Origin of the sequence: Burkholderia sp. AU19243 (genome assembly GCF_018148075.1) — a bacterium.
In the GTDB taxonomy this organism is placed as follows: Bacteria; Pseudomonadota; Gammaproteobacteria; order Burkholderiales; family Burkholderiaceae; genus Burkholderia; species Burkholderia latens_A.
The window spans coordinates 17545-42856 of record NZ_JAGSTV010000009.1; the positions used below are offsets into that span (position 1 = coordinate 17545).

General features: G+C 64.9%; 20 protein-coding genes, 1 tRNA gene and 1 pseudogene. 11 read left to right on the forward strand and 11 right to left on the reverse strand.

Annotation, left to right across the window (positions count from 1 at the left end):
* The 3 genes from KDW55_RS17910 to KDW55_RS17920 are packed head-to-tail and all read left to right on the forward strand — an operon-like array spanning window position 1 to window position 4162.
* Window positions 1–2235: a TonB-dependent siderophore receptor gene (locus tag KDW55_RS17910; protein ID WP_212160509.1), complete on the forward strand. Its 2235-nt coding sequence runs from the start codon at window positions 1–3 to the stop codon at window positions 2233–2235.
* Between the two features lie 59 nt (window positions 2236–2294).
* Entirely contained in the window at window positions 2295–2906 is a 612-nt protein-coding gene (pnuC, locus tag KDW55_RS17915; protein WP_212160508.1) for a nicotinamide riboside transporter PnuC, read from the forward strand.
* Between the two features lie 47 nt (window positions 2907–2953).
* Window positions 2954–4162 (forward strand): phosphotransferase, encoded by a 1209-nt coding sequence (locus KDW55_RS17920; RefSeq protein ID WP_212160506.1) that lies wholly within the window; start codon window positions 2954–2956, stop codon window positions 4160–4162.
* Between the two features lie 178 nt (window positions 4163–4340).
* Here KDW55_RS17920 and KDW55_RS17925 read toward each other — a convergent pair whose 3' ends face one another.
* The 5 genes from KDW55_RS17925 to KDW55_RS17945 form a co-directional block, all read right to left on the reverse strand.
* On the reverse strand, window positions 4341–5636 hold the full coding sequence (locus KDW55_RS17925; protein WP_209822236.1) for an aminotransferase class I/II-fold pyridoxal phosphate-dependent enzyme: 1296 nt from the start codon (window positions 5634–5636) through the stop codon (window positions 4341–4343).
* A 351-nt stretch (window positions 5637–5987) separates the two neighbouring features.
* On the reverse strand, window positions 5988–6803 hold the full coding sequence (locus KDW55_RS17930; RefSeq protein WP_040139220.1) for a nucleotidyltransferase domain-containing protein: 816 nt from the start codon (window positions 6801–6803) through the stop codon (window positions 5988–5990).
* Between the two features lie 54 nt (window positions 6804–6857).
* Window positions 6858–8081 (reverse strand): RtcB family protein, encoded by a 1224-nt coding sequence (locus tag KDW55_RS17935; RefSeq protein ID WP_212160505.1) that lies wholly within the window; start codon window positions 8079–8081, stop codon window positions 6858–6860.
* Between the two features lie 60 nt (window positions 8082–8141).
* Window positions 8142–9281: a slipin family protein gene (locus KDW55_RS17940; protein ID WP_040139222.1), complete on the reverse strand. Its 1140-nt coding sequence runs from the start codon at window positions 9279–9281 to the stop codon at window positions 8142–8144.
* 259 nt (window positions 9282–9540) lie between these two features.
* Window positions 9541–9612 (reverse strand) — tRNA-Cys (locus tag KDW55_RS17945).
* Window positions 9613–9950: 338 nt separating this feature from the next.
* Here KDW55_RS17945 and rtcR point away from each other — a divergent pair.
* Complete coding sequence (rtcR, locus tag KDW55_RS17950; protein ID WP_212160504.1) at window positions 9951–11567, forward strand: RNA repair transcriptional activator RtcR; 1617 nt, start codon at window positions 9951–9953, stop codon at window positions 11565–11567.
* A 125-nt stretch (window positions 11568–11692) separates the two neighbouring features.
* On the opposite strand, the gene KDW55_RS17955 is transcribed toward rtcR, so the two are convergent.
* Both KDW55_RS17955 and KDW55_RS17960 read right to left on the reverse strand, forming a co-directional pair.
* Entirely contained in the window at window positions 11693–12454 is a 762-nt protein-coding gene (locus KDW55_RS17955; protein WP_212160503.1) for a class I SAM-dependent methyltransferase, read from the reverse strand.
* Window positions 12455–12466: 12 nt separating this feature from the next.
* Window positions 12467–13093, reverse strand: coding sequence for a LysE family translocator (locus KDW55_RS17960; protein ID WP_212160502.1), 627 nt, complete (start codon window positions 13091–13093; stop codon window positions 12467–12469).
* Window positions 13094–13510: 417 nt separating this feature from the next.
* Here KDW55_RS17960 and KDW55_RS17965 point away from each other — a divergent pair.
* Together KDW55_RS17965 and KDW55_RS17970 are read left to right on the forward strand one after the other, a co-directional pair.
* Window positions 13511–14296 (forward strand): annotated as a pseudogene (locus KDW55_RS17965) (filamentous hemagglutinin N-terminal domain-containing protein); the annotation flags it as partial.
* Window positions 14297–14333: 37 nt separating this feature from the next.
* On the forward strand, window positions 14334–16313 hold the full coding sequence (locus tag KDW55_RS17970) for a DUF637 domain-containing protein (protein ID WP_249173912.1): 1980 nt from the start codon (window positions 14334–14336) through the stop codon (window positions 16311–16313).
* A 446-nt stretch (window positions 16314–16759) separates the two neighbouring features.
* Here the strand turns inward: KDW55_RS17970 and KDW55_RS17975 are convergent, their stop codons facing one another.
* Entirely contained in the window at window positions 16760–17131 is a 372-nt protein-coding gene (locus KDW55_RS17975; RefSeq protein WP_212160501.1) for a hypothetical protein, read from the reverse strand.
* Window positions 17132–17220: 89 nt separating this feature from the next.
* Here KDW55_RS17975 and KDW55_RS17980 point away from each other — a divergent pair, with 89 nt between their 5' ends.
* From KDW55_RS17980 to KDW55_RS18000, 5 genes are all read left to right on the forward strand, one after another.
* Window positions 17221–18903: an EndoU domain-containing protein gene (locus KDW55_RS17980; RefSeq protein WP_212160500.1), complete on the forward strand. Its 1683-nt coding sequence runs from the start codon at window positions 17221–17223 to the stop codon at window positions 18901–18903.
* Window positions 18900–19220: a hypothetical protein gene (locus KDW55_RS17985; RefSeq protein ID WP_069242661.1), complete on the forward strand. Its 321-nt coding sequence runs from the start codon at window positions 18900–18902 to the stop codon at window positions 19218–19220. Before KDW55_RS17980 ends, KDW55_RS17985 begins: the two co-directional genes overlap by 4 nt.
* Before the next feature lie 152 nt (window positions 19221–19372).
* Complete coding sequence (locus KDW55_RS17990; RefSeq protein ID WP_069242662.1) at window positions 19373–19768, forward strand: hypothetical protein; 396 nt, start codon at window positions 19373–19375, stop codon at window positions 19766–19768.
* Between the two features lie 692 nt (window positions 19769–20460).
* On the forward strand, window positions 20461–21372 hold the full coding sequence (locus KDW55_RS17995) for a hypothetical protein (RefSeq protein WP_212160499.1): 912 nt from the start codon (window positions 20461–20463) through the stop codon (window positions 21370–21372).
* Window positions 21373–21463: 91 nt separating this feature from the next.
* Window positions 21464–22297, forward strand: a complete 834-nt coding sequence (locus KDW55_RS18000) for a hypothetical protein (RefSeq protein WP_212198011.1) — start codon at window positions 21464–21466, stop codon at window positions 22295–22297.
* Window positions 22298–22431: 134 nt separating this feature from the next.
* Here KDW55_RS18000 and argG read toward each other — a convergent pair whose 3' ends face one another.
* From argG to KDW55_RS18015, 3 genes are read right to left on the reverse strand one after another with little or no spacing between them, the layout of a single operon-like run.
* Complete coding sequence (argG, locus tag KDW55_RS18005) at window positions 22432–23769, reverse strand: argininosuccinate synthase (RefSeq protein WP_040139232.1); 1338 nt, start codon at window positions 23767–23769, stop codon at window positions 22432–22434.
* A 5-nt stretch (window positions 23770–23774) separates the two neighbouring features.
* The gene (locus KDW55_RS18010; protein WP_212160600.1) at window positions 23775–24137 is read right to left on the reverse strand and encodes a hypothetical protein; all 363 of its coding nucleotides are present in this window, start codon (window positions 24135–24137) and stop codon (window positions 23775–23777) included.
* The gene (locus tag KDW55_RS18015; protein WP_040139233.1) at window positions 24125–25210 is read right to left on the reverse strand and encodes an FUSC family protein; all 1086 of its coding nucleotides are present in this window, start codon (window positions 25208–25210) and stop codon (window positions 24125–24127) included. The genes KDW55_RS18010 and KDW55_RS18015 overlap by 13 nt, the downstream gene beginning before the upstream one ends.
* Window positions 25211–25312 lie beyond the last annotated feature (102 nt).

The following is a 25312-nucleotide window of genomic DNA, read 5'->3' on the forward strand; positions in this document are numbered from 1 at the left end:
ATGACGGTGAACAGAACAACAGCGGCGCGCGCACGGCGGCGGCGCACGAAGGCCCGGCTTGGTGTCGGTCTCGGCATCACGCTTTTCGCGGCGCACGCGGCCGCAGCACCGGGCGACGCGCCGGCCGCGCCGGCCGCCGATGCGGCCGGCAGCGCGACGTTGCCGACGATCACGGTCAGCGGCGCACGCGGCAGCACGTTTCGCGTGCGTGAAGCGTCGGTCGCGGGGCTCGACGACGCGCCGCTGCGCGACACGCCGGCATCCGTCAGCGTGGTTACGCGCGCGCAGCTCGACGATCAGCAGGCGAAGCGCTTGAGCGACGTGGTGCGCAACGATGCATCGGTCGTCAACGCGTATGCTCCAGTTGGCTATTTCGAAGGGTTCGCGATCCGCGGCTTCCCGGTCGATCTCGCGAGCGCGATCCGGATCGACGGGTTGACCGTGTCCGGCGAGCAAAACGTGCCGCTGGAAAACAAGGAGCGGATCGAGATCCTGAAGGGGCTCGCGGGTATCGACAGCGGCGTGGTCGCGCCGGGCGGCGTGGTCAACTTCGTGACCAAGCGCTCGGCGAACGTCGCGAGCGTGACGACCGGCGTCGACAGCCGCGGTTCCACGTCGGCGGCCGTCGATCTCGGCCGCCGCTTCGGGCCCGATCATCAGTTCGGGTTCCGGATCAATGCGGCGAAGGAGAACATGCACTCGTATATCGATGGCACGAACGGGCGGCGCACGTTCGGGTCGATCGCCGCCGATTGGGACATCAGCCCGCGCGCGAGCCTGCAGCTCAACGCGGAATTCCAGCAGTGGATCCAGCGCTCCGCGCCCGGCTACCAGCTGCTCGGCGGCACGGTCGTGCCGTCGGTGAAAACGACGTCGAAGGCGCTCGGCACGCAGCCGTGGGCGAAACCGGTGACGACCGACGCGCTGAACCTGAACGCGCGCTTCGACTATCAGTTCAACGACGACTGGAAGGCCTATGTCGCCGCCGGCCGCAGCCGGACGATGATCGACGACAACAGCGCGTTCGCGTATGGCTGCTATTACGCGGCGAGCTGCGCGGCCGGCGCGACGTCGCCGTTTTTCTTCGGCGCGAACGGCGACTACGACGTGTACGACTTCCGCAGCCCCGGCGAATACCGCCGCAACGACGATCTGCGTGCCGTGACGACCGGCAGGTTCGCAACGGGCCCGCTGCGCCACGAGCTGACGCTGGGCGTGAGCGTGCAGCGCCGCGTCGTGCACATGGCCGACGCCGTGTACGACTACGTCGGCAGCGAGAACATTTACGGTCCCGACGTCGCGTTCGCGCCGTCGCCGAATACGCCGGGGCCGTCGTATCCGCGGCTCGACGCGTGGCAGTACGGCGTGTTCGGGCTCGACCGCATCAGCATCGGCGAGCACTGGCAGGTGCTCGCGGGCGGCAAGGAGGTGCTGCTGCGCCAGCGCAGCTGGAGCAGCCTCGACGGCGACGCGACGCACACCGACCGCTCGGTGTTCCTGCCGCAAGTCGCGCTCGTCTACAAGCCGGTGAACGCGCTGTCACTGTATGCGTCGTACAGCAAGGCGCTGTCGCTCGGCGACCAGGCGCCGGTGCGCGCGACCAACGCGTATGCGTTCCTGCCGCCGGTCGAATCCCGCCAGTTCGAGCTTGGCGCGAAATACGACTGGCTCGACCGCTTGAGTCTGACGGCCGCCGTGTTCTCGATCAGCAAGCCGTTCCAGTTCGCCGATCCCGATGCGTCGGGCGCGAGCTATACGTTCGTGCAGCGCGGCACGCAGCGCCACCAGGGGATCGAGCTCGGCGCGGCCGGGCGCGTGACCGAGCGGCTCGGGCTGACGGCCAGCGTCGCGGCGATTCGCGCGCGCGCCTACGATTCGGGCTCGCCGGCGTACGAAGGGCACCAGATCATCAATGTGCCGGCGCTGCGCGCGTCGTTGTACGCGGATTACGCGGTGCCGGGCGTCGCCGGCCTGAACGTGCTCGGCGGCGTCGAGTACAGCGGGGCGCGCAACGCGAACGAAGAAGGCACGGCGCGCGTGCCGTCGTGGTTCGTGTTCAATCTCGGCGCGCGCTATACGACGAAGATCGGCGGCCACCGCACGGTGCTGCGCGTGTCGGTGGACAACCTGTTCAACAAGTTTTACTGGCGCGATGCGGGCGAGCAGCAGGGCGACGCATACCTGTTTCCGGGCGCGCCGCGCACCGCGCGCGTATCGTTGACCTATGATTTCTGACCGTCCGGATCTTGCCGCGTGACGCGCGGCTCCGGCAGCCAACCAGGAGAGCCCTGACGATGTCCCCAATCGAAATCGCCGGCGTGATCGTCAGCGCATTCGCGATCTGGCTGACCGCCAAGCGGCGCATGCTGTGCTGGCCGGTCGGGCTCGCGTCGGTCGCGCTGTACGGCTGGATCTTCTTCGACGCGAAGCTGTATTCGGACATGCTGCTGCAGGGCGCGTTCGCGGTGCTGCAGGTGTACGGCTGGCGGCGCTGGATCGCGCAGCGCACGCTCGAAGCGAACGGCGGCGCAGCGCCGCAGGGCGACGTCGCGCCCGTTACCGGCGTGCGGCCGCGGCAGATGCTGCCGGACCTCGTCGCGGCCGTGATCGGCAGCGCGCTGCTCGGCGGGATGATGGCGCGCTGGACCGACGCGGCGCTGCCGTTCGTCGATGCGTCGCTGACCGCGTTCAGCCTCGTCGCGCAATACTGGACCGCGCGGCGCTACATCGCATCGTGGGGGTTGTGGATCGTCGTGAACGTCGTGTACGTGGGGATGTTCGTGTTCAAGGCGCTGTATCTGACGGCCGGGCTCTATGCGCTGTTCATCGCACTGGCCGTCATCGGCTGGCGCGACTGGAGCCGCACGGCCAATGCGCTGCGCGCAACGGCGAGCGCCGCCGGCTGATCGGCGGCCCGCGCCACGGATCGAATCACTACGGAGCAACGTCGGTCATGTCATTTCCACTGGAGCCGGATGCGCGTACAGCGCGCGACGCCGCCGACACGCGGGACGTCGCGCCGCCGCAGTTCGGCGTCGACGGCGAGCAGACCGAACGCGACTGGCCGCTGATGACGCGCGACGAAGTCGCCGGCGTGCTCGCGCGGATCGATGGCGTCGGTGCGCCGGCACGGCTCACGTGGCACAGCCCGCGGCCATTTTCCGCGGCCGTGCTGGTGCGCACCGACGATGAGCGCGCATTGTTCGTCAAGCGTCATCACGCGAGCCTGCGCGACGTTGCCGCGCTCGAGGAGGAGCATCGCTTCATCGCGCATCTGCGCGAACGCGGCGTGCCGGTGGCGGACGTGCTCTCTGCGCGCGACGGCGCGACTGCATTCGCGTCCGGCGACTGGACCTATGAGGTGCACGTGGTCGCGCCGGGCGTGGACGCGTATCGCGGCGTGATGTCGTGGAAGCCGTTCGCGCATCCGTCACATGCGTACGCGGCCGGCCGCGCATTGGCCGCACTGCATCGTGCGTCGGCCGGTTACGACGCGCCGGCGCGACCCGTGCGTACGCTGTTGTCGAGTTTCCGCGTGCTGTCGTCGGCCGATCTCGCGGGCGCGCTCGAACGCTGGGTCGATGTGCAGCCATTGCTGATTCGCGCGCTCGGCGCGCGCGACTGGCGCGGCGATGTCGCGGAGGCGATCGGCCCGTATCACGCGCGTCTCGTGCCGCTGCTGCCCGCGCTGCCGCCGCTGTGGACACACGGCGACTGGCATGCGTCGAACCTGCTGTGGACCGACGCCGGGCCCGGCGCGCAGGTGCGGACCGTGCTCGATTTCGGGTTGTCGGATCGCACGTGCGCGGTGATGGATGTCGCGCTCGCGATCGAACGCAATACGATCGACTGGTTGGCGCCGGCGGATGCGCGCCGTGTCGAATACGAGCAGATCGACGCTTTGCTCGACGGCTATGAATCGATCGAACCGCTCGGCGACCACGCATATGCGGCGCTGGTCGAGATGCTGCCGATCGTGCATACGGAATTCGCGTTGTCCGAGGTCGCGTATTTCGGTTGCACCGTCGATGCGCCGGACATCGTCGAAGTCGCGTACGACGGCTATCTGATCGGGCATGCGCGATGGTTCGGCGGGCGCGACGGGCGGCAACTGCTGGACTGGCTCGCGCAGCGCCGGCGCACGAAGTGCGGGCGTGTCTGAACCTCATCTTCCTGCGGTGCGGCGATCACGCCGCGCGCTGGCTGAAACCGTCTGATTGCTTGACCACCGAGGCGGGATCTCGCACGACGGTACGTTGTCGTGCCGAGCACCCTGGAGCTGTCGAAGTCGCGACAGAGGGCGCAGGCGTTCGGGCCAATCCCGGCGCGCCTGCGTCGATTCACACCTGCGCGAGCGCCTGATCGAGGTCGGCGAGCAGGTCGTCGATATGCTCGATGCCGATCGACAGCCGTACCGTTTCCTCCTTCACGCCGGCCTTCGCGAGCTCGGCCGGCGACAGCTGGCGGTGGGTCGTCGACGCCGGATGCGTCGCGAGCGATTTCGTGTCGCCGATGTTGACGAGCCGCGTGAACAGCTTCAGCGCGTCCTGGAACTTCGCACCGCCGTCGCGGCCGCCTCTCACGCCGAACGTCAGGATGCCGGGCGCACGGCCCGACAGATAGCGCGCAACGAGCGGATGATCTGGGTGATCGGGCAGTCCCGCGTAACTCACCCACTCGACGTGCTCGTGGCGCGCGAGATGCTGCGCGATCTTCAGCGCGTTGTCGCTGATGCGCTCGACGCGCAGCGCGAGCGTCTCGATGCCCTGCAGGATCTGGAACGCGTTGAACGGCGAGATCGCCGCACCCATGTTGCGCAGCGGCACGACGCGTGCGCGGCCGATATACGCGGCCGGCCCGAACGCTTCCGTATAGACGACGCCGTGATAACTGACGTCGGGCTCGTTGAGCCGCTTGAAGCGATCCGCATGCTGGGCCCACGGGAACTTGCCGGAATCGACGATTGCGCCGCCGAGACTCGTGCCGTGGCCGCCGAGATACTTTGTCAGCGAGTGCACGACGATGTCGGCGCCGTGTTCGAACGGGCGCAGCAGGTACGGCGACGGCACCGTGTTGTCGACGATCAGCGGGATGCCGTGGCGATGCGCGATGTCCGCGAGCGCGGCGATGTCGGTCACGTTGCCGAGCGGGTTGCCGACCGATTCCGCGAAGATCGCCTTCGTGCGCGCGTCGATCAGCGGTTCGAACGACGCCGGGTCGCGCGGGTCGGCGAAGCGCGTCGCGATCCCGTATTGCGGCAACGTATGCGCGAACAGGTTGTAAGTGCCGCCGTACAGCGAACTCGCGGATACGATGTTGTCGCCGGCTTCCGCGATCGTCTGGATCGCGTACGTGACCGCCGCCTGGCCCGACGCCAGCGCGAGCGCGCCGATGCCGCCCTCGAGCGCCGCGATCCGCTGCTCGAGCACGTCCGTTGTCGGGTTCATGATCCGCGTGTAGATGTTGCCCTGCACCTTCAGGTCGAACAGGTCCGCGCCGTGCTGCGTGTCGTCGAATGCGTACGCAACGGTCTGGTAGATCGGCACCGCGACCGCGCGCGTGGTCGGGTCGGGGCGATAGCCGCCGTGCACGGCGATGGTTTCGAGGCGCCAGTTCGAAGAGGCCTGTTCGGTCATGGGTGCTCCGTCTGTTGTTGTGATCGTCGGCTGATTATAGGAGCACGCCATGGCGCGCTTTAGAACGAATGGTGGGTTGCTTATGTGAGCGCGGCGCATGGAATGCCGTGTTCCGCCGACGAAGGATGCGGGAACGATTCCCGATCGTGATCGTCGGCAATCGGCGATGACGGGACGAGGGCGGACGTCCGGTCGCCGTGATTGCAAGTGCATCGTACGCGCGCAATGCGAAGCCGGCGCGGCCGGACGGCTCCGAGTATGCCGCCGTCGCGATGAAGGTTCACGTGAAAGGCCCGATGAAGGCCGAAATGGAAACGGCGCGGTGCTTGCGGGCATCGCGCCGTCCGTTCGTCAGCGGGCTTCGACCACGTCGCGCAGGAATGCGTCGAGCATGGCCGCATCGCCCCATGGCCGCTTGTAGTCGCGATCGTGTTCGGCGTCCGCCAGCATCGTTTCGACGAGCGCGTGGATTGCGGGCCGGCGCGGGCCGGTCTCGCTTTCGTTCGCGCGCATCTTCAACGCGAGCAGTGCGTCGAGCTCGTCGCGCACTGCCGGCTCGTGCACGGTGCCATCGACCAGATCGGCGAAACGCATCGGCGGCATCCCGAGCCCCAGGTCGATCCAGCGCACCGCGAGCAGCGGCCGCAGCACGTACAGGTACTTCTTGTATCGCACCGTGTCGCCTTGCAGATAACCGCGAAAGTTCTTCTTCGCCATCGCGAGGTAGTGATGCCGTCCGCGCATCGGCGAGAAGAACGCGGTGGCGAGCGAGCGCAGCCGCGGCGTCCAGCGGGTGTCCTCGCGATAGACGACCGGCGACGCGAGCCATTCGAGCAGCGTCGGGTTCGACCGGTGCAGCAGTTGCAGCGCCTTGCGCAGCTCCCAGCCGCTTACGTCGAGTTCGTCATCGAGCGGCCGTTCGATCACGTCGCGTTGCGGTTCGACGCGTAGGTACCAGTCGCGCCGGTGCACGTACACGAAGCGCACGTCATAGTCGCTGTCCGGCGACGCGAACCCCCAACCGCGGCTGCCCGATTCGCACGCGAACAGCACGCGCACATCGTGGCGGCGCTCGACGTCTTCGAGTTCCGTCATCACGCGTGCGCGTACGGCCTGATCGACCGGGTGCGCGCTGCGTACCGCTTTCAATGGTGTTGCCGTTTTCATCGTTGTCCTTCCATTTCGTTGTGCGCGACCGGCCGGCCTTCGGCCGCGCCCGCGCTATCCTTTCACGCACACCACCTGACGCAGCGTGTGCACCACTTCGACGAGACTGCGCTGCGCCGCCATTACCGCGTCGATGTCCTTGTAGGCCATCGGGATTTCGTCGACGACGCCCGCGTCCTTCCGGCATTCGACGCCGCGCGTCGCGTTCACCTGGTCGTCGACCGTGAAGCGGCGCTTCGCTTCCGTCCGGCTCATCGAGCGGCCGGCGCCGTGGCTGCACGAACAGAAGCTCTCCGGGTTGCCGAGCCCGCGCACGATGAAGCTCTTCGCGCCCATCGAGCCCGGAATGATCCCCAACTGACCCTTCTGCGCGGACACCGCGCCCTTGCGCGTCACGAGCACGTCCTCGCCGAAGTGGCGTTCGCGCTGCACGTAGTTGTGGTGGCAGTTCACCGCGTGCTCATCCACCGAGAACGGCTTCGCGATCACGCCGCGCGCCGCGCCGATCACCGCGTCCATCATCGCCTGCCGGTTGCGGCGCGCGTAGTCCTGCGCCCAGCCCACGGCTTCGACGTAATCGTCGAAGTGCCGGCTCCCCTCGGTGAAATACGCGAGGTTGCGATCCGGCAGGTTCGCGATGTGCTGGCGCATGTCGGCCTGCGCGAGTTCGATGAACAGGCTGCCGATCGCGTTGCCGACGCCGCGCGAGCCGCTGTGCAGCATGAACCACACGCGATCGGCTTCGTCGATGCACACCTCGATGAAGTGGTTGCCCGTGCCGAGCGTGCCGAGATGCGTGTAGTGGTTCGTCTTCTGCAGCTTCGGATACTTGTCGACGATTCGCTCGAAGCCCGGCAGCAGCGACTTCCACGCTTCGATCACGGCAGCCGGCGTGCGATCGCCCCAGGCTCCCGGATCGCGGCGGCCCGGCGCGCGGCCGTGCGGCACCGCGCGTTCGATCGCGCTGCGCAGCCCGCCGAGCGAGTCGGGCAGGTCCGCTGCCGTGAGCGTCGTGCGCGCGGCCATCATCCCGCAGCCGATGTCGACGCCGACCGCGGCCGGGATGATCGCGCCTTTCGTCGGAATCACGCTGCCGATCGTCGACCCCTTGCCGAGGTGAACGTCCGGCATCACCGCGACGTGCTTGAAGATGAACGGCATCTGGGCGGTGTTGCGCAGTTGCGTGCGCGCGTCGTCCTCGACCACGACGCCGTGCGTCCACATCTTTACCGGCTTGCCGTTCGCCAGTTCCATTACCTGAAAATCGTCGTTATTCATTTAGTTAACCCTTCATTCATTCGTCCGGCGCGGCACGCACGCGCCGCGCCGTTTCATCCATCAAGCGCCTTTGATGCTGACGAGTCCGTTCAGCACCTGGTCGAGACCGCCGAACACCGAAATGCGGTCGATCCGTTCCGCAACGCGCTCGAGCGTTTCCAGCTCCTTCAGTCGCAGCGCGGTCGGGTTCTCTTCCATCACCTTCGCAGTGTTCAGCAGCGAGCGCGTCGCCGCCGTTTCCTCGCGGCGGCGAACGACGTTCGCCTGCGCGGCCTTTTCGGCCTCGACCACCTGCGCGAGGATCGTCTTCATGTCGCCCGGCAGCACGATATCCTTCACGCCGACGCTGCGCACGTCCACGCCCGATTGGGCCAGGCGCGTGCGGACCTGCGCGATCACGACGTCGTCGATTGCCTGCTTGTCTTCCAGCAGTTCGTCGAGCGAGCGTGTGCCGACCGCCGCGCGCAGCGCGAACTGCAACTCGCGATACAGGTGCTCGACCGGCTTCTGCAACTGGCCGAACGCATGCAGCACGTCCGCATAGCACCACGTCGCCGACAGATTCAGCCGCAGCGCGACCTTGTCGCGTGTCAGGATTTCCTGGCCGGCGACTTCGAGCGCCTGCAGGCGCAAGTCGACCAGCTCGACCGCGACGTCGCGGTTGAAGCGCCAGAACGCTGCCACGCCAGGCTCGAGCAGCCGATCGATCTTGCCGTCGATCTTCAGCATGCCGACGTGATATGCGGGCACCTGCGCAAGCAGCACGCCCGTCAGACCCGCAACGCCGCGCGCACGCAGCGCCGGTTGCACGATCCGCTTCGCGAGTGCGGCCGGCAGCATGCTGTGCTGCGCGAGATCGACGCGCTCGAGACGGTGCGCGATCAGGCCGCGCCAGTACAGCCGGCGCGTGCCGGGCGGCAGAATCTCGACCAGCACGTCGTCTTCGTAACGCAGGCCCGCTTCGTCGTCGGCGAGATCCATCGCGACGAAGTGTTGCGCGAGCACGTCCGGTGCGTCGTGACGCAGATAGTCGGCCAGCGCGGTGTCGGCGAGCGGCGCGTCGAGGCGCGCGCTCTGCACCGACAGACGCTTGAGCGGATCGAAGGCCTTGAACACGCCCGGTTCCAGCACCTTCACGAAATCGCCGTCCTTCATCAGCAGCGCGCGTTCGTTCTTTTTCACTACATGACGCTTCCACATATTCTTGTCCTTTTCTTCAATGGCCGCCGGGCGGCGCGTATCGCACGGATCAGGGCGCGACGCGGTCGGGCGGGCGGCTCGTGAGCCGGCGCGGTCGCTCGCGTCAACGCATGCAGCAATTACGTCGTCGCGTACGTTCGCGCAGGCCGTTCGGCCGCCCGGCCGATCGCGCGGAACCGCAACCGGTCCGACACGCGGCGGGCCTGTCGGCCCGCGCCGGCGGGTACTGCTTTCTGTTGCTAGACCGTCCTTGCGGACTGTATTCGGACGGGATTCGAACCCGCCACACACCGGCTTGCGCCGGCTGCTCTACCTGTTGAGCTTCCGAATGGTGGGCGCTCCAGGATTCGAACCCGGACATGGCATGCCTCGCGCGCCCCTTCGCCTTCATTTGTCCATGGCGGCATGCGCTACCGCGACGAACGAGGTTCGGCAGCGGCGCACCAGCAGGGCTTTGTGAACCCTGGCTCGCGGGCCAGCGGGACATCCGGCGCGTTCTAATGAGCGAAGAGCGTGCCAGCGGGCGGGGTGGCAGACCGAAAAAACCGGCAACGCATTGAAATGAAAGGGGAATGGCCGGTTTTTGGCCGGCCGGCGCGCGCGATCCGGATATCGTGGTATGCGGGGAATCCGATACAATTGGATCGCTTCATATCCTATGAGATAAACATGCGAAAGACCGTCGCGATCGGCTTTCTCGGTACCGTGCTCGACCAGGGCGGCCGCACGCCGCGCCGTTACCGCAAGTGGCGGCCGACCGTGTCGCTCTGCATGCAGCCCGAGCTCGCGATCGACCGGCTCGAGTTGCTGCATCCGCCGAGCTACGCGCGGCTCGCCAATCAGGTGCGCGACGATCTCGCGCAGTTGTCACCGCATACCGAGGTGCGGCTCACGCCTGTCACGATCCAAGACCCGTGGGACTTCGAGGAGGTCTACGCGACGCTGCACGACTTCGCGCGCGCGTATCCGTTCGACGTCGAGCACGAGGACTACCTGCTGCACATCACGACGGGCACGCACGTCGCGCAGATCTGCTGGTTCCTGCTGGCGGAAGCGCGTTACCTGCCCGCGCGCCTTGTGCAGACGGGGCCGCCGCAGCAGACCGACGAAGGCCCGAGCGGGCCGGGCACGATCTCGGTGATCGATCTCGACCTGTCGCGCTACAACCGGATCGCACAGCGCTTCACGCGCGAGCGCGACGAAACGGTGTCGTTCCTGAAGGCCGGCATCGCGACGCGCAACGCGCGTTTCAACGCGCTGATCGAGCAGCTGGAACGCGTCGCCGTGCGTTCGCGCGCGCCGATGCTGCTCGTCGGGCCGACGGGGGCCGGCAAGTCGTTCCTCGCGAAACGCGTGTATGAGCTGAAGCGCGGCCGTCATCGGCTCGCGGGGCCGTTCATCGAGATCAACTGCGCGACGCTGCGCGGCGACGCGGCGATGTCGACGCTGTTCGGTCACGTGAAGGGCGCGTTCACCGGCGCGCAGTCCGCGCGCGCGGGCCTGCTGCGTGCGGCCGACGGTGGCCTGCTGTTTCTCGACGAAATCGGCGAACTCGGGCTCGACGAGCAGGCGATGTTGCTGAAGGCGATCGAGGAGAAGCGTTTCCTGCCGGTCGGCGCGGACGTCGAGGCGACCAGCGACTTCCAGCTGATCGCGGGCACGCATCGCGATCTGCGGCAGATGGTGGCGGCCGGCACGTTCCGCGAGGATCTGTATGCGCGGATCAATCTGTGGACCTACGAATTGCCGGGGTTGGCCGAACGCCGTGAGGACATCGAACCGAACCTCGAGTTCGAACTCGACCGTTTCGGCCGCGAGCACGGCGAGCAGGTGCGGTTCAACGTGGAAGCGAAGCGGCGCTATCTCGCGTTCGCGGCGTCGTCGCGCGCGGCGTGGACCGGTAACTTCCGCGAGCTGTCCGCATCGATCACGCGGATGGCGACGCTCGCGGATGCGGGGCGAATTACCGAAGCGGTTGCCGCTCAGGAAGTCGAGCGGCTGACGCGTACGTGGTCGTTGCCGGGCGGTGCCGGTGCGCCGGATGCGTGCGTCGACGTGGTGTTCGGTGCGCGTGCGGCGGAACTCGACCTGTTCGACCGTGCGCAACTCGAACGCGTGCTCGACGTGTGCCGCACGTCGGCGAGCCTGTCGGAAGCCGGGCGTACGCTGTTCGCGGTGTCGCGGCAGAACAAAAAGCAGCCGAACGATGCGGACCGGCTGCGCAAGTATCTCGCGCGGTTCGGGCTCGATTGGGACGGTGTGCGGCGCGCACTCGAGGGCGTGTGATGACGAGTGGACGCGCCCGATGTCCGGGGCGCGTCGAGCGTTGGCGCGCGTCGTACATCATGCGCGACAACTTCAGCCGTTCATGACGGCCCCGCCACTGCTGTCCGGCGACGACGCACGCATACTCACGCGTAGCACACCGCAATGATCTCCGCACTCGCCGCATCATCGAACGGCGCGCATTGCCAGTCGCCATACCAGTCCGTCGACGAGAATCCGGCCGCCGCCACGCGTGCCTGCAGGTCGCGCTGCGCGATGAAGCGCAGCCGGCTCGTGCTTTTCAGCTCCGTGTCGTCGCGGCGGAAGCGGTAATACGTGTCGAACGTCACGATAGAGCCGTCGACCGCGGTCACTTCATGATGCAGTTCCACGCTGCCGAATTCGCGCGATTCGACACGGGATGCCGACGCGTGCGGCGTCCATGTTCGCCACGGCTCGATGCGCGGGTTGCGCGTTTCGAACAGGAAGCGGCCACCGTCGGCCAGCACGCGCCGCGCGCCGTGCAGCGTTGCTTCGATGTCGGCGTCGGTCAGGAGGCACTGGAAGGCGTGCCCGGTCATCACGACGGCGTCGAACGGCGCGCCGGGCGGCAGGCCGCCGAGATCGCACGCGAGCCAGCGGACCGCGCTGGCGCCCGGCTGACGTCGCGCATGGTCGATCATCGCCGGTGCCGGATCGATCGCGACGACGTCATGCCCGGCCGCCGCGAGCCGGCGTGCGAACGTGCCGGTGCCGCAGCCGAGGTCGAGAACCCGTTGCCGCGCGGGGCCGATGTGCGATGCGTAGAACGCGTAGTCGCGATCGCCGGCGTTGAACAGGTCGTAGACGGCGACGAGTCGCGGGTCGCTATAAAGGAGATCGCCGGAGGATGCCGGGCCGGACGTCATGCGACACGCGCATCAGCGCTGCTGCACCGCGACGCGCAGGCCGAGCGCAATCAAGATCGAGCCGATGATCTTCCCCTGCCAGCGCGTGAGCCACGCGAGCCGCTTCACCACGCGGCCGAGCGGGCGGATCGAGCACGCGATCAGCGTCGTGTAGAGCGAGCTGAGCACGACGAAGATCAGCCCGAGCACGGCGAACTGCACGAACGTCGAACCGCGTTCCGGATGCACGAACTGCGGCATGAACGCGAGGAAGAACAGTGCGGTCTTCGGATTCAGCACTTCGGCGGGAATCGCCTGCAGGTACGCCTTCAGCGGCGTGACGGACGACACCTTCGGCAGCGACGGATCGGACGGCCGGTCGAGCAGCGCGCGCACGCCGAGGTAGATGAGGTAGGCCGCGCCGACCAGCTTCACGACGTTGAACGCGAGTGCCGACGTCATCAGCAGCGCCGACAGCCCGACGGCCGCGAACAGCGTATGCACGAAGTCGCCGCTTGCCACGCCGAGACCGGTGAGGATGCCGGTCTTGCGGCCGCCCTGCACGGTGCGGCTCAGCACGAGCAGCACCGCGGGGCCGGGAATCAGGAACAGGCCCAGGACGACAGCCGTGAAGGTGGTCAGCGTGGTCAGGTCGAACATGGCGGCTCCGGGAGAATGGGCGCAGCGGCGAGGATCGACGCATTGTATTCGCTTCGGCGAACGGCTGCCGACGGTGGTCAGCATCACCGGTTGGTCTTTTCGGCCGGAAAATCGACGTACGCAATGATTTGCGGCGACGCCCGGTGCTGCTGTGCATCTATCGGCTGGATGTGAGCGCTTGGCGCAGCCGGTGGGCGGTGCGTTGTGTCCCGTGTGAAATGAATTTGTAATATGGACCCCGAATCCATTAGGCAAATTATTCGATAAAGCGCCCTAAAGAAACTCGCGCCTGCGCCGTTACCCTTCCTCGGTATCGCATAAAAGTACGACGAAAGCAGTACAACCACACGACCTAAAAACCGAGGGCGCACGGCCGGCGAAGCCGTGCGCGAGATCAGAACGGGATGCACCGATTCAATGGGGCGCGCAGGCACCGGGGGCTGGCGCGCGCTGTGCCTTTGCGTTGCCGTAGCCGGATTGCTGCCACATTGCGCCGCCGCCTCGGGGATTGTCCCGGACGGCGGCACGCCCACGAGCGTGTCGGTCGGCCCGAATGGCTGGCAACTCGTCAACCTCGCACCGGCGGTCGCCGGGGTATCGAGCAACACGTATTCGTCGTTCAACGTGACGGCCGCCGGCGCGACGCTGAACAACGCCGGCATCAACGCGCGCACGATCGTCAACCAGGTGACGAGCACGAACCGCAGCCTGATCGAGGGCGAAATCGAGGTAGCCGGACCCCGCGCGAATGTCGTGCTCGCGAACCCGAACGGCATCACGATCAACGGCGGATCGTTCGTCAATACGGGGCATGTCGCGCTATCCACCGGCAACGTGAGCTTCAATGACTTGCAGATCGCGCCCGGCGTGATACAGCGCAACATCGTGCTCGACACGTCGACCGGCACGATCGTCGTCGGCCCGGGCGGACTGGCCGGCGCGCTGATCGGGCTGGATCTGATCGCAAAGAACATCGTCGTCGACGGCGCGATCGACAATACGTTTTCGTCCGCGACGGCCGGCGTGCGCCTGCTGGCCGGACGGAGCCGCGTCGAACTGAACACGGGACTGTCGCCGAACGATAACGCCAACGACTGGCTCTCGCGTACCGCGACGAACGACCCGGACACCGCATCGACCTATGCGATCGATATCACGGCCGCAGGCAGCGTCACGAGCGGACGCGTGCAGCTGATCGTCACTGCTGTTCTACTACAACCCGCAGGAAGAGGATCTGCTGTTGCAGCAGGCGGCGTTGAAGCAGACCGGCAAGTCGAGCTTCGTCGATGGGCTGACGTACGACAACGAGAAAAACCTGTCGGTGACGGCGCAGGAAAAGATGTACCTGTACCAGAACGCGATCGACTACTCGAAGGCGCACGACCTGCAACTCGGCGCCGCCCTGACGCAGGAGCAGATCAACGCGCTCGACAAGCCGATGCTGTGGTACGTCGAGCAGACCGTGCCGGATCCGACGTGTCACGCGACGGGCACCGCGACGTGCCCGACGATCACCGCACTGATGCCGCAGGTGTATCTGCCGGTGGACACGCAGGCGATGTCGGCGGGCGGGAACATCTCGGGGCACGACGTCACGCTGAAGTTCAATCAGGACGGCAACGGCAGCATTCTGAATACGGGGAGCATCACGGCGTCGGGGACGCTGAGCGTCGATACGCACACGCTGACGAATCAGGCGAATCAGGTTGACGTCGGCGAGATCTGGCAGAAGGTCGATGGCGGGTATCTGAAGACGACGGGCACCGTCGTGCAGCCGGGCGGGTTCATGAGCGCGGCGAACATGGACCTGAACGTGCAGACGCTCAACCAGATCGGTGGGGCGTTGCAGAAGCTCAACGCGGATGGGACGGTTGATGCAACTTCGACGCAGGCGATGCTTGCATCGCTGCAACATCAACTCGGCGGCGGCTTCACGCAAGAGACAGTAGCGGACCATCTGCATTCGGAGTTCGTACAGCAGGGTGGGTTCGGTCCGGAGCAGCTTTTCTCGATGGCGGCTGCTGTCGCGTTGTCCGCGATGGGGATGCCTGTCGTGGGCGCCATGGTGTCGTCCGCGTCGAATCAGGCGTTCAGCGATCAAGGGTTCAGCCTCGGGGAGGTTCTTAAGGCAGGCGTGGTAGCTGATTTGACGCAGGGGTTGATGGCAGGATTGGACCTCAATGCGTTGCCGATGCAGACCATCGGAAACAACATCGCATCGAATACGATCACCTCGGAGCAGATCCTTCAGGGCGCGTTTGAAATCGCAGGTCGGGGGTTGGTATCGGCAACCGTGAATACGGTCGCGTATGGGGGGAGCTTCGGGACTGCGTTGAAAGGGAGCGTTGTGAGCGACCTGGCGGCTGTCGCGGCGAGCGCGATCGGGCAGCTCAACGAACTTCACTTTTTCGGCGAGGGTGATCTCGGCAAGGCCGGATATGTGGCGGCGCATGCGGCGCTCGGATGCGCTGCGAGTGCGGCTAGCGGTACGGGCTGTGCAGGTGGTGCGATTGGTGGGGCCGTGTCGGCTGGACTCAATCCGATCATTAACAGCAGCGGCGCCCTCCCGCCTGCGGCCTTGGCGGTCGTCGAAACGTTCGTCAGTGGTAGTGTGGCAGGAGCGCTCGGCTTCAACGTCCAGGGCGCGGTGACGGCGGCGCAGAATGAAACACTAAACAACTTCTGCGAACATAACTCGTGTGGTCGCGCCTTGGCCGCAGTGGGGGCAGCGGTCGGCGGTGGTGCAGCGGCCGCCGGATCAGTTGTTGTGGATGCTGCCACCGGCGGACTGAACGTCGTTGCGACGCCGGCCGAGGTGGCAGCAGGCGCAACGGTGGGTGCCGCCGTAGGCGGGGCTATCGGATCGGGGCTAGACTGGCTGGGCGCTCATAGTGGCGCTATTCTTAGCAGTGGAGACGACAGCACGGCAAGCGCCCCCGAGTCTCCCACGATCGACCCGGCCGATGTCGCCGGGAAAACGCCGGAGGAAATCGATCAACATGCCAAGGATAGTGGATTGATACCCAAAGGCCCCAATCCTCAGGGTGGTCAAGGTGCTTATGTTGATCCAGTGACGGGAGAGCAACGCATATTGATTCATCCTGCCGATCCTTGCCCGCATTGCCATGTCAATAACCCGTCAGGAGAGCGGCTCGATATCAATGGAAATCCCGTCGCACCGGAGTCGCCAGCTGCACATTTGCCGTTAAACACAAAATGAACTTCAATCACTGCCACGATTGGACCTTCGTCGCGCTTAAAGTCGACTGGCGACTAGGCGAATCAGCATTCGAGATGCGAGACGCGTCGTCGCATAGCCGAACGTTGATGGCAAGGGGCCTTGTATCCGTGAAATTGCCTCGCGAGCATCCGTGGGGTCCCAGCGTAAGCATTAATAGGATGACGCAGAGCCAAGATGAAAGGGGGAGTGTTCTGTGCATCGAAATGCAGTCCGGTGACGTTATTGAATGTGTTGCCGGATCATTCGAGTTTCTCGAAGCGAGTCCAGATTAGCGCAGGATCGGCTTGCGCCGGTGATTGCCCGGTCAGCCGCAGTGAGACGAACCCGGCCACGAGTCGGGTTTGTGCTTTATGACTTCAGCGAGCGTAACGGCGCCGCTGCTGATTTGCTTCCTTCGTCGTTGTCAGTGCCTCGGTGCTGGCCTGCTAGAAAATCCTCCCCGCCACTTCGCGGCGCACGTCGTCGTCGACGTGCATTTGCCGAATTCCGTCGATCGTGTGCCGCAGCCAGGTATCGGCAATGACGCGATGTTCGTCGTATGGCCGGTCGGCCGGCGCGGCCGTGGAATTGCGCATTTGCTGGTCGCGGATCGTCATCGAAATCTCCCCTTGAAATGGCACAGACATGACGCACGTACCAAAACGCGTGCAGAACGGTCGCTCAGGCAAGCGTGGCGCGGGTTTGAGGCGTACAACATTCCTGAGCGGTGCAGCGTCGTCGTAGCGGTCGCGAATCACGCAAAGCCAGAGCAGATGGAGGGTTGCGCGATGGTGCAGATTGCACCACGTCGTGCGCATCGTGGTGGTCCTGTCGCCTTGCTGTAGCGCTTGTTTGTCTGAGCGACAACCTTCATCAGGATTTCGTGAAGGAAGGCGGCTCGTTCGGGATGACGCAGATCTTCTCGATGGTCGTCGCCGTTGCTGCAGCGATCATGATGCAACCGGAGATATCTGCTGCGATTGCGTCGATGTCGGGGGCCGCTGAAGCGGCGACCACGGCAGCGTTTATGGCAGCTCAGCAAGGGTTGACGGGGGCTGCCATCACTGCTGCAGCAAGCGCAGCAGGGGGGTCGCTGGCCGTTGGCGGCTTGGCCAACACGATGATCGCGGTCGGGTTGAGCTCTTTTGCGTCGAGCGCGCTAGGCCAGGTCGTTGCCACCGGTCAGATCGATTTCGGCGCGAGCTTGAAGAACGGTCTGATCGGAGCGGTGACGGCCGGTCTGACGAACGGCATCACGTTTGACAGCAGCACCGGTTCGTTCGGCTTCAATGCAAATGCCGCATTCGAAGGAAGTGCGCCGTCCCTTTCGGCGCTGGCCGGTGTGCAGACGACGGGTAATGCGCTGGTGCCGCAAGCGGGGGCAGTATCGGGGTCGCTTCCGACCGCAGCGTTGGCGTTGTCTGCCAATGCCGCGATTCAGGCCGGTACGCAGACGCTCATTGGCGGGGGAAGTTTCCTCGATAGTTTGCGGGATAGTTTCATTCGGGATGCGGCCGCGGCTGGTGCGTATGCGATTGGGCAGGGAACTGATCCGCTTACGATAGAGAACGTCGCGGCCAATGGACTTCTTGGATGCGCAGCGAGCGCTGCAACGGGAACTGGCTGTGCTGCCGGTGCGATCGGCGGAGCGACCAGCGCCGTCGCGGCTCCGTTGGCGATCGTGGCGTTCGACCCGGCTGGAGCGCCGCTGACGACCACACAGCTAGCGGAAGTGACGACGCTGTCCATGCTTAGTGGTGGTTTGGCAGCCGGGCTGGCGGGCGTTAATGCGCAAGCCGCGGCAACGTGGGCGGGCAACGAGGCAACTAATAACGCCGAAAACCATGTAGAGAAGATCGTTCAGGCTTGCGGGCAGAATGCTTTTTGTCGTGCGCTGTTACTGACCTCTCCGCTCATGGCGTCTGCTATAGCAGGATCCGGGGCGGCGACTAGGGCCACGGCATCAAACGACTCGCATGATAATCAACCGCAGTTACCAGATACGTCGGGCGGCGGCAACGATGACGACTTGAGTGGCGGATCGCAGGCGCGGCGGGCCGGGAACTCTACGGTTGCGGGGGTGACTCTACTACAGACCTGTATGCCGATGGCAGCAGGGCCCTGTATCCCGATCGTGATGCCGGCTCCGGCCGCTTTTACTCTGCCGAAGTTTGGTCCAATATTGACTATCGGCAGTGGCGGGAATGACGGCAACGAATCGGGTAGCACGGCGAGCGACAAGGAAGGAACGTCATCCACCCCAGAAGCCGGCAACTATTCTTTGCTGGATCCTAAAGCGGAGACCCATGTTCTCTATGGTGATGGACCTACTTCCGGAGGGCATTTGTTTGGGATTGGAAAACCAGGGAAGTCTGAATTTCCAGCGACCTGGAGCGCACAAGATATAGCTAACGCTATTTCTGATATCGCGACGAATCCCAATACAATTTGGTCGAAACCGGCACCAAAAAATGGCTACATAACTGGCACTGGTACGATCAAAGGCGTTGACGTTAAAGTTGTTATCGACCCCGCGAAAGGTCGAATTGTTACTGGCTATCCTACAAACTTGCCGAGAAATCCGAAATGAATGAAATTTCTGACGATGCGTTGATTGAAGGTAATTTAAATTTTATTCTTAATGAGATGAGGGCTCAACCCGAAGTTTCCCAATACTACCCGCCGGATGGGCTCACCTATGCGGAGCATTTGGCTCAGATCGGCGAGTTTATTGATCATGCTGGAGAGTATGGGCTCGCATACGAGTACATTGTGGGAGCATTGGAGAGCATTCCGTTCAGAGTGACCGGCGCGGCAGCGGTAAAACTTCTGGAGGTGGGACTGCTTGTGGAGTTCAAGTCTGAATCGGAAAGGGACAAGCGATTTGACAAGCGTCCATCGCGATAGAGCTTGATACAAGAGCAGTAAAGAGAATTCTTCTACATTGAGGGTGGGACTTGTTGCGATAACTACGTCAGAAGCACGGCCGGGCGCCGAAATCGCCGAGACAGTCGTGAACATGGCAATCTGCTTGTGCCGTATCTGAGACGGCGAGCACGATGGTGCATCCGGGCGGGTTCATTAGCGCGGCGAACATGGGCCTGAACGTGCAGACGCCGAACCAGATCGGTGGGGCGTTGCAGAAGCTGGCGGCGGATAGGACGGTTGGCGCGGCGTCGACGCAGGCGATGCTTGCATCGCTGCAGCAGCAGCTCGGCGGTGAGCTTACGCAAGAGACGCCGACCGACCATCTGCATTCGGAGTTCGTGAAGCAAGGGGGCTTCGGGCCGGAGCAGCTTCTTTCGATGGCAGCTGCCGTGGCGTTGTCCACGATGGGTATGCCGATCGTGGGGGCTATGGTGTCGTCCGCGATGAACTATAGTGGTCAACTGATTCCGGACACTGCGTTAAGTTTTTCGTCCGCGACAGCCGGCGCCAGTCCGTCATTGAACTGATGCGGCCGTCCCCCTTCCGTGTAATTACTCAACTACCTTGAACACGGAAATCCTGACACCCCTGCTCCGCATTGCAGTGGATGACACCCGCAGAATTCGCCCGTCGGGCAAGGGAATCCGCCTCGCCTGACAACTCAACCAAGCCGGAAATCTCCACTTCCGACCGAGACTAATTCTGGTTCAGGGTCAGGTCAATTCCGCCCTAAAGAATACGAAATCCCTGCCGTTACTCTTCCTCGATACCGCAAAAAAACAAGACCAAAACGACTCAACCACACGACCAACCGACGAGGGGCGCACGGCCGGCGAAGCCGTGTACTTGATCAGAACATGAGACGCACCGATTCCACTCGACGCGCGGGCAACGGGGGCCGGCGCGTCGCTTCCTTTTGCTCCAGCGCAGCGGCTTTTCTGTCGCCTTGCGCCGTCATGGCCGCGAGCGCCACCTCGCGCGACCGCGCATCCACGCCTATCTCCGCCACACTGCGCGCCGCGTATCGACACCTGCGGAGCTGCGCATCACCCATCGCCGAAATATCAAAAAGCCCATCCACGCCCACTAAAGGGGGGCCGCCCCAAAACCCAAACAGCAAGCGATTCCAACTCAACGCAACACAAGCAGATTCCAATCTTGACTACCAAAAAACGCATCAAAAAATCGGGGGGTTGAATTGAAGAAGCAGTCTCTTTGTTTGCTGGCAGCTGCCGGAATCTCGGTATTCGTCGTCGCAGGATGCGGCGGTGGCGACGGCTCGTCGAATGCAAGCAGCGGCGCACCGGCCAACACCGGCGGCGCCAATAACGCGGCGAGCGCACCGGCCGTCGCATCGACGCCGCTCGCGGCCGTGCCCGCAAGCGCGCCGATCGCATCGTCGCAGCCCGTGATGGTCGGCGAGGCGCTGCCGAGCCTGACGAGCCCGCAAGTCGGTTCGACCGTCGCGACGGCAAGCGGCCCGACCGGGATCTGGACGCAGTCGGGCAACCTCGGCTACTCGACCATTGCACTGATCGACCCGAACAACAACGTGAGCACGCTGAATCTGCTCAGCTCGTTCGTGATGTCCAACGATTTCACGTCCCTGACGGTCAACGGCGCGACGTGGTCGCTCAGCTCGGGCTTCAACTTCGCGGGCATGACGGGCGTCGTCACGAAAATCGACTCGGGCTCCGGCGCGTACAGCGCGAAACAGACGTTGTCCGGCACGATCAGCCGCGGCGGTACCGCATCGAACTTCACGTGGACGTACAACGCGGAAAACGCGCTCAGCGTCACGCAAGACAGCGTCACCGGCGCATGGGCGACGACGAACGCATCGTTCACGATCGCATCGGGCGGCTCGGTCACCGGCACGTTGAGCGGCTGCAACATGACCGGCACGCTGCTGCTGTCGACGCCGAACTCCAACCAGAACATGTACGACATGACGCTGACGGCGTCGGCATCGTCCGGCTGCAAGCTGCCGGCCGGCGTGCCGCTGGCGGGCAGCGCCGCGATCACGTTCGTGCCGATCCGCGGCAGCAACGGCTTCCAGCGGTCGATCCTGTACGTGCTGCGCGCAGCTGATTACAGCTTCGCCGCATACGGTCAGGTCATCAAGCAATAAACGCACTACCGTCATACGCGGCTCCGCGTCTTCACGCGCCGCGTGCGACGGCCCGATGAATTTCCGTCAACAACAAGAAGCCACTGACCCAATGAAGAACTCCACCAAAGCCACCCTGTCCGCTTGCGGCCTGCTCGTGACGCTGCTGTCCGGCTGCGTCACGTTGCCGAACACCGACATGAAGCCCGAAGCGCGCGAGAAGCTGCATTCGATCGCGATGCTCGACGTCACCGAGCCGAAGCGTATCGCGGTCATCAATCTCGGCAGCGCGGCAGCCGGCTTCGGCCTGCTCGGCGGTCTCGCGCAAGTGGCCGTCAACGCGAGCCATACGAGCACTTACACCGACCACGTGACGGCCAACAAGATCGTGTTCGCCCCCGACATCGCAGACGGCGTCGCAGGCCGGCTCACCGGCAACGGCTATCAGGTCGTGAAGCTGGCCGGCCAGAAGGCGAAGCTCGCCGACGACGGCAAGTCGGACGACTACTCGGCGATCCAGACCGACGCGGACGCGATCATGAACCTGTGGTTCACGTCGTTCGGCTATATCTCGCCGGCCAACCAGCCCGACTACATTCCGTGGGTGGTCATACGCGCGCGCATTCTCGACGCAAAGACGAAGCAGGACATCTATTACAAGACGTTCGCGTGCGGCTACGACATCAAGGCGAACAGCGTGCACATCGACAGCGATTTCGCTTACACGTATGGCAGCTTCAGCGATCTCGAGAAGAATTTCGACAAGTCGGTGGAAGGGATCAAGTCGTGCGAGAAGTCGGTCGCGGACATGATCGGGCAGGATCTGGCGCGCACGCCGGCATCTGCGCCGACATCGGCATCGGCCAATGCCACTGCTTCCACGGCGTTGACGACTGCGGCCACCGCGACCGCGACGGCCACTGCGCCGGCCACCGCATCGAAATGATCGCGACGCGCCTGCAGAACCGTCACGACGCGCGTTTCGAATCCGGCGGCGCTTGAAGAAAAAGCGGAGGAGGGAAGTACTGCGTGCAGCCGGGCGGTTTTCATGCCGCCCGGCCGCGTGTGAAAGCGACTGGCTTACTCGCCGCTGTCGCCCTTGATCTGCGGCAGCGCCGACGATTCACCCGGCGTCAGCAGGCCGACTTGCGAATACACGCGCAGCTTGTCGCGCGTATCGGTGATGTCGAGGTTGCGCATCGTCAGCTGGCCGATACGATCGCGCGGCGAGAACGTCGACGCAACCTTCTCCATCGACAGACGCTCCGGCTGATACGTGAGGTTCGGCGACTTCGTGCTCAGGATCGAATAGTCGTTGCCGCGGCGCAGCTCGATCTTCACTTCGCCGGTAATCGCGCGCGCGACCCAGCGCTGGGCCGTTTCGCGCAGCATGATCGCCTGCGGATCGAACCAGCGGCCCTGATACAGCAGGCGGCCGAGGCGGCGGCCGTTCTCGCGGTACTGTTCGATCGTGTCTTCGTTGTGGATGCCGGTGACGAGACGCTCGTATGCGATGTACAGCAGCGCAAGGCCCGGGGCTTCGTAGATGCCGCGGCTCTTCGCCTCGATGATGCGGTTCTCGATCTGGTCGCTCATGCCGAGGCCGTGGCGGCCGCCGATGCGGTTCGCCTCGAGCAGCAGCTCGACCGGGTCCTTGAACTCGACGCCGTTCAGCGCGACCGGCTGGCCCGCTTCGAAGCGCACAGTCACTTCTTCGGCGGCGATCTTCACGTCGTCGCGCCAGAACGCGACGCCCATGATCGGGTTCACGATCTTGATGCCGCTTTCGAGGCTTTCGAGATCCTTCGCTTCATGCGTCGCGCCGAGCAGGTTCGAGTCGGTCGAATACGCCTTCTCCGCCGACATCTTGTACGCGAAGCCGGCCTGGTTCATGAACGCCGACATTTCGGCACGGCCGCCGAGCTCGTCGATGAACGTCTGGTCGAGCCACGGCTTGTAGATCTTCAGATCCGGATTCACGAGCAGACCGTAGCGATAGAAGCGCTCGATGTCGTTGCCCTTGTACGTGCTGCCGTCGCCCCAGATGTTGACGCCGTCTTCCTTCATCGCGGCGACGAGCATCGTGCCCGTCACGGCGCGGCCGATCGGCGTCGTGTTGAAGTACGTGACGCCGGCCGTCGTGATGTGGAACGCACCGCTTTGCAGCGCCGCGATGCCTTCGGCGACCAGCTGCGCGCGGCAGTCGATCAGGCGGGCGCCGGCTGCGCCGTATTCGATCGCGCGTTTCGGGATCGCGTCGTAATCGTCTTCGTCGGGCTGGCCGAGGTTCGCCGTGTATGCGTACGGGACGGCGCCCTTCAGTTTCATCCAGTGCAGCGCGGCGCTGGTGTCCAGGCCGCCGGAGAAGGCGATACCGACCTTCTGGCCGGTCGGGAGGCTTTCGAGAATCGTGCTCATAGGAATTACCGTGGATTGAAGCCGGTGGGATCGTATTTCGCGGAATATGCGAGTATCGGCTGTCCGGGAAGTTGGGGCAAGACCTGATTTTCGCGGCAATCCGTCGCCGCGGCCGTCGCGGCGGGGCCGCCGGGCCGTGAACCGTCCCGAGAATCCGTCGCGAAGCGGCGTGACGGCCGGCGGAAAATCCGGCGAATCCGGCAGACCTGCGCGCGGTATGCGCGCTCCTTTTCCGGGGACGGATCAGAGCATCCAGTACGAATGCCGTGGTCAACGCCCGCCGGCGCCGCATATGAAAGCAAAATGAAATATTGTGCGATCCCGCCCTCGGAACGCGCGGCGTTCGGATCGACGTTCAGATATTCCACGCGCGCGCGGTTTCGAGCAGCTTCTCGCGCAACTGATCCACTTCACCGGCCAGCTTGGCCGTAATCGACACGTACCCGGACAACTGCAGCGGCGGCACGCCATGCAGCACGTCGTGCGGTGCGTCCGCGGCCGGCCGGCGGCGCGGTGCGAGCCGGCTCGGCGTGCCGAACTTGAGCGCGCGGCTCGCGCCGACCAGCGTGTCGCGGATGCGCCGGTTCACGGCTTTCATCGCGGTGCGCATGTAGTCGCGGGCGGCGAGGTCGTCGCGGGCGGGCACCGCGCTCGACAGGATCTCCAGATAGCCAATGCACAGACGCAGGCTGCGCTGGATCGCCTCGAGGTGCGCGACCGGGATGTCGCATTCCTTCGACACCGACGGCATCAGCGAGCGCAACTGCACCAGCAGCGCGCTCAGCGCGGCCATTTCCTTCAGGTGCGCGTCGTCGGTCACGGGGCGGTCGCCGGCGAGTCGCGCATGCACGGCCGCGCACGCGCGCAGCGCGTCGGCGAGCTTGTAGCGCCACGAATAGGTCGCATAGAGCGGCAGCGCGAACGAGAACGCCAGCGCGATCGCGATCCCGGTCAGCACGTTCACTGCGCGCCAGAGGCCGTCGACGATCTCGTTGTCGCCGTGTCCGGCGACGATCACCATCGTGATCGCGGACAACAGCGCGATGTAGCCGGCCTTGCCGATCGCGTGATACGCGCACACGCCGCACGCGATCGCCATCAGCAGATAGATCGCGAGCGGCGCATGCAAAAAGGAATACAGCAGGATCAGCGCAAGCCCCGCCAGCGCGCCGATCGACGTGCCGAGCGCACGCTCGGCCGCCTTCTTGCGGATGTTGCCGTGGTGCTGCAGCCCGCCGACGACGATGAGCACGGTGATCGTCGACCACTCGCCATGCGGCACGTTCAGCCCCGTGGACAGCGCGATCGACACGAGGATCGCGAGCGCGACGCGCGCCGCGTGGATCAGCTTTGCGTGCCGGTAGCGGCGGTACGGATCGAGGAGCGGACGGAGCGCGTGGCGCAGGAACGGAGGCAGTCGGGCAGGGAGCTGGGCGGTCATGACGGAGTGGGGATGGCCGGAACACGCGCGGGCGGCCTGCGCGGGCCGGCGCCGCGCCGCTCGCGCAGCTGACGTAACGCTAGCCGAACGCACGCGGACTGT